This is a genomic window from Massilia sp. GCM10023247 (assembly GCF_042653325.1).
Taxonomy (GTDB): domain Bacteria; phylum Pseudomonadota; class Gammaproteobacteria; order Burkholderiales; family Burkholderiaceae_D; genus Telluria.
The window spans coordinates 225,033-234,407 of record NZ_JBHSIB010000017.1 but is presented as its reverse complement, the minus strand read 5'-3'; the positions used below and the strand labels follow the sequence as shown (position 1 = coordinate 234,407).

General features: G+C 56.6%; 6 protein-coding genes. All 6 read right to left on the bottom strand.

Going from position 1 to position 9,375, the window contains the following annotated elements:
* Positions 1–67: 67 nt before the first annotated feature.
* Complete coding sequence (locus tag ACFPAH_RS15365) at positions 68–385, bottom strand: hypothetical protein (RefSeq protein WP_379747007.1); 318 nt, start codon at positions 383–385, stop codon at positions 68–70.
* 616 nt (positions 386–1,001) lie between these two features.
* On the bottom strand, positions 1,002–1,763 hold the full coding sequence (locus ACFPAH_RS15360) for a RusA family crossover junction endodeoxyribonuclease (protein WP_379747005.1): 762 nt from the start codon (positions 1,761–1,763) through the stop codon (positions 1,002–1,004).
* A 146-nt stretch (positions 1,764–1,909) separates the two neighbouring features.
* Positions 1,910–2,620 carry a SprT family zinc-dependent metalloprotease gene (locus ACFPAH_RS15355; protein WP_379747003.1) on the bottom strand — a complete coding sequence of 237 codons (711 nt, stop codon included), beginning with the start codon at positions 2,618–2,620 and terminating at the stop codon, positions 1,910–1,912.
* Positions 2,621–2,622: 2 nt separating this feature from the next.
* A complete protein-coding gene (locus ACFPAH_RS15350) occupies positions 2,623–5,904 on the bottom strand; it encodes a type I restriction endonuclease subunit R (RefSeq protein WP_379747000.1) in 3,282 nt (1,093 codons plus the stop codon).
* A gap of 113 nt (positions 5,905–6,017) precedes the next feature.
* Entirely contained in the window at positions 6,018–7,337 is a 1,320-nt protein-coding gene (locus ACFPAH_RS15345) for a restriction endonuclease subunit S (protein WP_379746998.1), read from the bottom strand.
* The gene (locus ACFPAH_RS15340) at positions 7,334–8,944 is read right to left on the bottom strand and encodes a type I restriction-modification system subunit M (protein WP_379746996.1); all 1,611 of its coding nucleotides are present in this window, start codon (positions 8,942–8,944) and stop codon (positions 7,334–7,336) included. The genes ACFPAH_RS15345 and ACFPAH_RS15340 overlap by 4 nt, the downstream gene beginning before the upstream one ends.
* Positions 8,945–9,375: the final 431 nt, after the last annotated feature.

Genomic DNA, 9,375 nt, shown 5'->3' with positions numbered 1-9,375 from the left:
TACCGCTCATATCTTCTCCTTGTGCCCGATATTATGGCTCAGGAGTGTCTACGATAGTCGTGGCGATTCAGTGCGCGTGCCGCAGCCAATCCCTGGCGTGCGCCTTCCCGTAGGGGAGTGGGTCGCCGTTCCTGGCTAACCATGCGGCACCTGCGATGGTGACGGCGGTGAGCTGTTCGCCATTGACGCTGTCGCCATCTCGTTTGGTGACGATGTAGCCGATTTCCAGAAGCCAGCGAAGCGTCCGACCTGCCATCTTCCGGGTGCTACCGTCGCAGCGCTTCCAGACAATCTTCGCCAGCTGCCGAGTCGTTGCATAGCCCAGGCGTGCTAAGGCCCTCAGCGCCTGCGCGCGGTAGTGCATTCCTTGCTCTCGTTTGTTCATATTGCGCTCCAGAGTTTGTATCTCCGTATAGCGCTGCCGGCGAGAACATAAATTTTGCGTAGGGTATGTAAGGTCTCCGACCTTACACTTCGCCCACTTTGTGGGCTGCGCGGGGAGATGAATCTCCCCTTGCGGCGGGGCGTATTCGGCTTAACGGGCTGGACGCCCTGCCGACTACTTGGCCCTGGAGGGCCACCCACCTGCGGCCCCTCGCGCGCTCGGGCAACCAGCGACAGCCGGCGCTCAACCTGGCGGTTTCGCGGTCCCTTGGACTCACCTCCTTCCCCATCTGCCGGCAAGCCGGCAGCGGGGCCCCGGGTCGGTGCCTGTCTGTCTCTGGTTGCCCGAGTGCCTCGGGGCCGTGGAGCTATCGCTCCCCCGGAGACAGGTCGGCGTTAGGACGCCTGGCAGTCGAGGACTGCCCCCTGTCACCGGCTCCCCCTGATGGCATGCCGGGCCGTGGGCGGCCCGACAACACTCCGCGCGCGAGCGCTCCGTGTCCCTCCGGGTGCTGTGCTTCGGCGCTGGGCGCCTGCGCGTGCTCAGGCCTTCGGCCTGGCACTTGCGGTCTTGTCGCGATTCCCGCAAACCGCAAGCCGCCGAAGCTATCACTGGTCTAGGTGCCTTTCGGCAGTCGTAATTTGCGTAACCCGAGTCTAGTCAATCCCGAATGGCGCACTTGCTGCTTGAACTGGTCTAGCGTCAGGATGTCTTTTTGGGAGAAGTTCGCAAGACGTGTCCGATGGAAGTCCCACGTCGAGTTAACGAAAAATCGGTCTACTTGCGCGCCCAGTTGGCGAAAGAGACGAGCCAAACGGCGATGTCTTTTTCGCGCTTGTACGACCACGCAGGCCCCCAACACTGACCGCAAGTCACTGAAGTCCACATTCAAAGCAACACACATCGCGTCCCAATACCTGATGAAGACGAGATTGTGTTTATCCAAGCAATCGTCGTTGGAGAACTGGACTTCAAGCTTTAAGACGCTGTAGGCTAGCTGTTCGTTTCGGGACATCCAAAAAGTGTGAACGGAGCCGATTTGAGCGTCATCGATGAGTATTCCTTTCGGCCCCGTTAGTGCGTCGAGTATTGGTTTCGTAATGTTGTCGATGTCCCCGACTTTGTCGGTCTCTTGACGCTCGACCCCGTGTAGATACCAAGCGAATTCAATCTGAACACTGCCGGATATAAGCCATTTGAACCGCGAGAGCTCAACTTGTATGGCATCCACAAGCTCACGCTTACGCGCCGACTGCGACTGGGCACTTACAATTTCATCAAACTGGAGCTCGAGCGTGACCGAGGCGGTTGCCAGCTCCTCAATGAGGTAGTGACTATCTTTGTCGCAATTTGAAGTTCTGACGGTAATGGCTACCATAGCTTGGTCTCTTCAGGATTTACGGAATTCGCTTCTTGTGCCGGTATTCGTGAGTTACCTTCCACATCTGAAGGACGTAATGCAATATTCATCGTTAAGTCCTCGAAAAAGTGTTCCTCGAAGGTATATCATGCGCTCGAAGGAGACTAAATTGCATCTCCAAACACGGCCCGTTCCAGCGCCTCATGCTGCCGTTGCCAGTCCGGCATGTGCCGTGCCACCAGCGTCCAAAATGCTTTCGTGTGATTCTTTTCTACCGTGTGGCATAGCTCATGGACAATAACGTAATCCTGTACGCTCGTCGGCAGCTCCATCACCCGCGGATGGAATTCCAGCACATTTTGGGCATCGCAACTGGCCCATCGACTTTGAAAGTGGCGAATGCGGGCGCCACGGGCCTGCAAACCCGTTTGGCGCTCCCAGAAACGCACTCTGACCGGCAATTTTTCGTGCGCGCGTTCGCGGTAGAACTGCTCTAACCATGGCATCAATGCATCAAGCTGGATGACCAGGCCATTCGGGTTGTCAACGATGAAACGGGATGCGGTAAAGGTTAGCCGGGGCTTGGTCAGTTCCGGACAATGTCGCACTTCAGTGAAGTAGGTTCGGCCGCAGTAGCGCAGCCTGCTCCCCGTGGTGATGGCTTCGGCGCTTTGTGGCGAGTTCACCAATATTAGCTTATCTCGTATCCAGCGGGCACGACGGTGCACCAGCACCTCTTGTTCCGCCTCGTCCACCATAGGCCCACGTAGCAGCACTGGCTGCCCTCGCTCCACGGTCACGTAGTGGCGCTTAAGCCTGGCATCGGGTTGAAAACGCCATTCAATGAGGGTCTGGCCGTACTGCAAAACGGGCATGGTCAGTTCTTGAGCAGAATATCCAGGATGCGGCTAGCGTGGTCGCGTGCGACCGAGCGCTCCCAACCGGCCAAGGGCATCAGCAACTTGCGCAGCAGGTCTCGGATTTCCGGGTGCAGGTCAGGCATCTGTTTCCAGTTGGCCGCCGCAATGGCGCCACTCAGGCTGCCATCTTCGAATAGTTGGGTGGTAGCTACCCTGGCAGTGTTTTCTGGCAGTAAGGCGGCCAAGTAGTGATACACCGCCGAATGCGCCGGATGGGCGAAGCCGGTGTTGTCCTTGTCCTTGATGCGTTGGCCGAACAGGTCGAGCTGCTCCAGGAACTGGGCTTGGCTGATGCGCCCGGCAGCTTCTTCCGCCAGCAGCTTTTCCAGTTCCTCGGCCAGCTTGTCGAAGAAGGCCGGGTCTTTCTCCCTGCCAGTGACAATGGTGTGCTTCAACTGGTTTTTCATCACCAGCGCCTGGCTGCCCGGACTGGCCAACTTCCGCAAGCGGGCCATGTCGCTGGCATCCAGAATCGACACCTCCTTGCCCAGCAGGCTTCTGGCCGGGCTGGCGGCGATATACTCGTCCAGAAGTTGCTGCAGCAGCGCGGATTCAAGCTTCGTGATGCGGTCGCGGTAGGTGTTGCCGGGCAGCTTATCGCGCAGCATGAGGCGGATTTCCGCGAACAGTGTGAAGTACGGCTTGAAGGGCACGCCACGCACATCGGGCAAGATGATGTCGATGCTGCGGTTAAACTGCTTGGCCAATTCTAGGAAGTCTTCCACGGCATCGAGCCTGCTGGCCGGGTCAAGGAAACGCTCGGCGTCATCCTTGTAATCCTCGCGTTGCCGGACCGGGTCGTGCTTCTTCGGCAGCAGCTTGAGAATGCGGCCGAGTGTCGCTTGCAGCTTGGGCAATTCGCTTTCGACGCCTTCCCACACCTGGGCTGGCTGCACTTCGCCACCGTAGATTTTCAGTGCATGGTCAAGGTGTTCCACCACCCCATGATAATCGACGATATAGCCCGCATTCTTACCTGCCATGGTGCGGTTGACCCGGGCAATCGCCTGCAGCAGCGTGTGTTCCTTCAATGGCTTGTCAAGGTACATAGTGCCAACAATCGGCGCGTCCCAGCCGGTCAACAGCATATCGGAGACGATGATGAGGCCCACATTGTTGGCGTGGGGTTGGCCGTCCCGGCCCTTGGTCTCGTCGCCGTAAGGCAGCGGGAACAGCTTGCTGACGAAGTTTGCCACTTGTTCTACGGGCACGGCGACCGGGGCTTTGCCGGCGACCAGTTCGCTTCTGATGCGTTCTTCGATGGTCTGAATCTGGTTCCGGTCCAGCTTGTACTCAGCCGCGGCTTCCTGCACCGACAGGCCGGTGCGTGACGCGGTTACGCTGGCCAGCGAGATGACCACTCGGCTTTCGAAGGTCGGCAGGCCGTTGGCTTTCCGCTCTTTCATCAAGCCGTCGAGCAAGTCCTTGTAACGCACCGCCATATCGCGGCCATCGCAGACCAGCATGGCCTTCAGCCCTTTCGCCTGAACGTTGGCGACGAAGTGTTCCGCCAGATGGGCTGCGACCTGTTCCATGCGGTTGCCGGCCTGCCGCCAGCGGGCCAGCAAGGCTTTCTTGAGGGCCTGCTGGCGACCCTCCGCTTCTTTATCGAATTGGTCTTCGAACGCCTGGTCAAGCTGCGCATCAGGAGTCAAGTCTACCCAGGCGTCCTGATACTTGATTGGTAGGGTCGCGCCATCGGCCACCGCCTCGTGCAAGCGGTACTCATCGATATACGCGTCGCCGCCAAACTCGGCCAAAGTGTGCTTGTCGTCATTCAGCAGTGGCGTGCCGGTGAAGGCGATGAATTTGGCGTTGGGCAGACTGGCCCGCATGAACGCAGCCAGAAAGTCATATTGGCTACGATGCGCTTCGTCGACCAACACATAAAAATTCGGCTTCGTGCTCAGTACGCGAAAGTTGACCTGCTCCCGGCTGATTTCTTCCCACCGGGCGTCGAGCATTAACCCGTTGTCATCAAACTGGCCGAAACACATATTGCGCTCCTCGACCATGAAGAAGTCTTTACCCTCGCGTATGCGTCGGTGTCGAGTCGCTTCCAGGGTAGTAGCGCCCGCATCCGACGAGACATCGGCCGAGGCGTCCGACTGTTCGTTCTCCTGGAACTTTTGCACGGTGCTGGTAAAGACACTGCCGTAATCATTGCCCAGCAATTTGACCAGACCATCGACTGACACGGCCTGAATCGCCTTGATGCCGACCGCGTGGAAGGTATCGAAGATTTGCTTGTCGAGGTCCTTGCGGTCGGTGAGCACCAGCACGGTCGGGTTGTTCAGTCCAGTGCTGTCGGCGCGCAGCATCCTGGCCAGCAACGCCATAGTCAGCGACTTGCCGCTGCCCTGCGTATGCCATACTACGCCGCCGATGGGCTTCGGCGCCGTTAGCCGGGCGATGGTTTTGCGTACCGCGCGCCACTGCTGATAGCGCGGCAGCTTCTTGACCGTCCTGCCGTCGCGTGTTTCGAACAGCACAAAATGGGTCACCAGCTCCAGAAAACGGCTCGGCTCAAACAATGCCCACAGCAACTGGTCTTGTACGCTTGGCTCCGCCCCTAGCATATTGGACACCGCTGCCAGTTCGGTGTCCTGCAATCTGTAATGTGCGTAGAACGCTGGCTTGGTGAGGATAGCGCCATACAAGCCCTCGCGTCGGTTTAGGCCCACGCAGACCTGGTTGAAGACGAACTGCGCAGGAAAACTGGCCTGGTAGCCGTCCAGTTGTGCCAATGCTTCATCCAACCGATGGTGGCTGGCCTTGCATTCTATGATGGCCAGCGGCAGGCCGTTGATAAACAAAAGCAGGTCGGGTCGAAACAGGGCCCCGTCGGCGTTTTTGCCGACGTACTGGTCGACTACGTGAAAGTCGTTATTAGTCGCCGTAGTCGCGTCGAAGAAGCGCACACTGCGCAGCCTGCCCTCAACATCCTTGACCTGGATGTCGGCGCGATGCACAGCCTGCTCCCAGAATGCCTTGTTCGCGGGCAGCAGGTCATCGTTCACTCGCTTGTGTAGCTCAATTAGCGCCGCATCTACCCCCCCTGGAGCGGTGCGCAGCCATTGGTTCAAACTCAAGAGCCTAAGGCGGAGCACGCTTTCAAGGACGGGGGCAAGATGGCGGTGTTCGACCTCGACTTTGCTCCCTGGCAAATGGGTGTAGCCCAGCTTGACCAGCCATTCAACCGCAGGGATTTCGACCCCGTCCTTTTCGGCTTTTCCCATGACTCCCCCTTTTTGTTGTTAGCGCTACGGCTTCAGTCGTGTCGCATCGTCGCCAGATTCATCCTTTGCGGCCGGGTCAAGACTGAACTCTCTCTTTTTCGCAGCGTGGGCACTCAAGCTGCCATGAGAGCCTCCGGCAGCGCATTTACCCGCCATTCCCCAGTCAGCAGCTTCTGCGTTAGGCCACGTTTAATAGTCTCGTAGTGAGTCAGCTTTGCGTTCAGTGTTTTCAGCTTGGCATCAACACTGTTTAGAATGTCAGTGATTTTTCGTTGCTCATCCAGCGGGGGAAGCGGGATGGTAATGTTTGCTAAAGCCGCCAGTCCAAGTGTCTTGTTTCGACCTGCACCACCGGGGGATGCAAGCGTCAGCAGAGCTATACCGGCCGGAGTCGTCAAGAACCGAAAAATGTACGACGTATCGGCAAGGGAATTATCCACAACACAGGTAATATACCGATGTGACCCAAAACGACCGTCATCCTCAGGTTTGGCAACCGCAACGGCTCCTTCCCATGCAAAGACATTTGAAAACAGCAAATCACCAGCCTTGATTTCAAACAAACGTTTGTTGCCGACTTCGCTGCCAAGTAGTGCTCGTTTGTGAAACGTGCCTTTACCATACGACCGGAGTCCTAATTCCGGATATGACTTATGCGACTCAACCTCGACTGGTCGCCTCACAAGTGGTGCGATGTCACCGAGTCGACGTTCTATCCAACGTGTAGAAAACCCGTTTTTTGGACAGTGCGCAATATCAGTGTTCGGCAATCCTTTGTCAACAGCAACTTGAGCGTCAACGCCGCGGCTGAACAGGGTTTGCATCAGTCCTTGCTTAAGGGTCTGGGTGGTGACAATCTGACGGGCAATCACATCAAGCTTGTCGTCCACGGTTGTAAGGATAGTGGCGATTTTCTTTTGTTCGGCGACCGGAGGAAGTGCAATGGGATATTCGCGCAGAAAATCGGTGGGAACCCTCTTCTGGCCAGCAGAGCCGACCATGTTTCTTTCCCCAAGCCTTCGAAACGTGTCAGAACGTGTGTGTAGATATAGGAAAGCCGGTACTGCTACCTCTTGCTTCGCACGGATAACATGAAATTCGGTACTCCCAAAACCTATTCCACCTAACAAGTTCCCGACTAGAGCGCCTTTTCCGTTCTCAAAACAAGGTGTAATCTTCGCTACCAGTACATCGTTATCAATGAAAGAAGTAAAGCCTTTTGCCACATCCTGATACTTTCGTATCTGTCCACCGATTACTCGACCAGTCTCGGACACATCGCTCATTGTTAGAAAAGATACCTCTCCACCAGACTCAGGCTTTGTACGGCCTGGATTGATGTAGGCGACCGTGCCTAGATATGCAGGCTGCCAATCATTCGGAATCCAGCCGACATATGTTTCCTTGTATCCTGCCTTAACGACCAAACTCACGCCTCAATCTCCAGCAATCCTAATTCGACCAAATACCCATTCAGTCGTGCATCAACCTGTGCGTCCTCCTCCGCTAGTGCCGCCAGTTGGGCTAATGTCGCGGCTACATCTACGACTTCTTCGGTTTCGCCGTTATCGATGTATCGGGCGATGTTAAGGTTGCCGGCGTTGCTGCGAATTTCATCCAAAGTCACCACGCGGCAATAATTTTCGACCTCGGTCTGCTGGGCGAATGCCGCCTTGTGGGTGCTAACGATTTGGATAATGTCCTTTGGGCGCAAGGTATTCTGCACCTTATCGTTTCCAAAATTGGCACTCGCATCAATAATGATGACCTTGCCCTTGAGTGCGGCTGGCTTGTTCTTGTTCAGAATTAGTACACAAGCTGGAATTGGCGTATTGTAGAATAACGCGGCGGGCAGGCCGACAATGGTTTCAATTAAGTCGCCTGGCTGGTTACCGCTCGCGGTATCAGTGCCGAAAAGCAGCCCCCCACGAATCTTGCCTTCTTCGCCACTACGGAACAATACGCCATGTGGCAAGATGATGCCCATGCGGCCGTCGGCCTTCAGGCTGGCCAACATGTGCTGGGCGAAAGCCAGGTCGGCATAACCCCGCGGCGGGATGCCATAGACAAAGCGACCGTAGGGGTCGCTGACCTGTTTGTAGTTGGGCGCCTTTGGTTTCTTGTCGCCTTCCTGCTCGGCTTCATGGGCCAGTTCCAGCGGAGCCCACCAAGACTTGGCTGAAAACGGTGGGTTTGCAATCACGCGGTCGAATGTCTTGAGGTAATCGCCATCCAGATGCTTGGGTTCGACCAGCGTATCGCCACGCTCGATTTCGGCGCGCATATTGTGCAGGTAGAGATTCAGCTTGGCGATGGCCCAGGTGCCGAGGTTTTTCTCCTGGCCGAACAGCAGAACATTCGGCTTGCCCATGATGGTGCCGTCGGGCAGACTGGCAACATGATGGGCACTTTCCACGAGCATGCCGCCACTGCCGCAGGTCGGGTCATATACGGAATGACCTGGTTGCGGGTCGATGAGTTCGACAACCAGTTGCACCACAGCCTTCGGGGTGTAAAACTCGCCGCCCTTCTTGCCGGCATCGTCAGCAAACTGCTTGATGAGGTATTCGTAGGCGTCCCCCAGCATGTCTGCCTTATACAGGTCGGCGTTACCGAGTTTGTACTGGTTGAAGTGGCGCAGCAACCGCTGCAGGGTGGAGTCGGATAGCACGCGCTTGTCGCCGTACTGGGTGGCGGTCAGCACGTATTGCAGTTCGGGGTTGTTGGCCTCGATGGTGGCGAAGGCTTTGTCCAGCGCCTCGCCGATGTTCTCAGTACGGGCAATCAGCTCGTGCCAGCGAGCGCTGATGGGGAAGCGGCCCCATTTGTCCTGAACTTCTTCCTCGGCTTCACTGCCGGTCAACCCCTCGTCCTTCACCAACTGGGCGATGCGTTCTTCGAACACGTCGTTGAAACGCTTCAGGAACAGCAGGCCGAAGATGTAGTTCTTAAAGTCAGATGAGTCAATCGAACCGCGGAGGATGTTAGCGGATTCCCAAAGCCATGATTCAAGGGCTTCGAGAGTAAGTTTATTTGACATTATTGCAATGATATGTGTTCTCGGATGCCACTATATTGCTCGTGACATTGTGTGGAAAAGGCGGGAGACCCGTCTCAAAAGTTTGTCCGATTGTACCGTAGCAACGATGGGGAAAACGGAAAACAGCGCGGGACACGATGTCTTGAGAGTAACCAACCAGCGGCCGAAGTAGACGGATGCCCACCAGGGATGGCACGTCGGCGTCGGCGCCACTGGACATGCGGAGGAACTCGGCACGCTCAAAGCAAGAGAATATTCTCAACGTTGATGACTGAGCTGCGTGCAAAGCTCATCTCAAGCTTTACGCACATCGGTACGGCCGAATCTCGAGTTCAGAGGTGCCGGCCAGATGACTCGGCACCCGACCACTCCAGTACGAGTGAATGCCAACAAAGACCCGGGCGGTTCCGCCGCCCGGGTCTTGCTAGCGG

Coding starts and splice junctions, on each gene's coding strand:
- ACFPAH_RS15360 (WP_379747005.1), bottom strand. CDS start 1,763: ATGGTAGCCATTACCGTCAGAACTTCAAATTGCGACAAAGATAGTCAC.
- ACFPAH_RS15365 (WP_379747007.1), bottom strand. CDS start 385: ATGAACAAACGAGAGCAAGGAATGCACTACCGCGCGCAGGCGCTGAGG.
- ACFPAH_RS15350 (WP_379747000.1), bottom strand. CDS start 5,904: ATGGGAAAAGCCGAAAAGGACGGGGTCGAAATCCCTGCGGTTGAATGG.
- ACFPAH_RS15355 (WP_379747003.1), bottom strand. CDS start 2,620: ATGCCCGTTTTGCAGTACGGCCAGACCCTCATTGAATGGCGTTTTCAA.
- ACFPAH_RS15340 (WP_379746996.1), bottom strand. CDS start 8,944: ATGTCAAATAAACTTACTCTCGAAGCCCTTGAATCATGGCTTTGGGAA.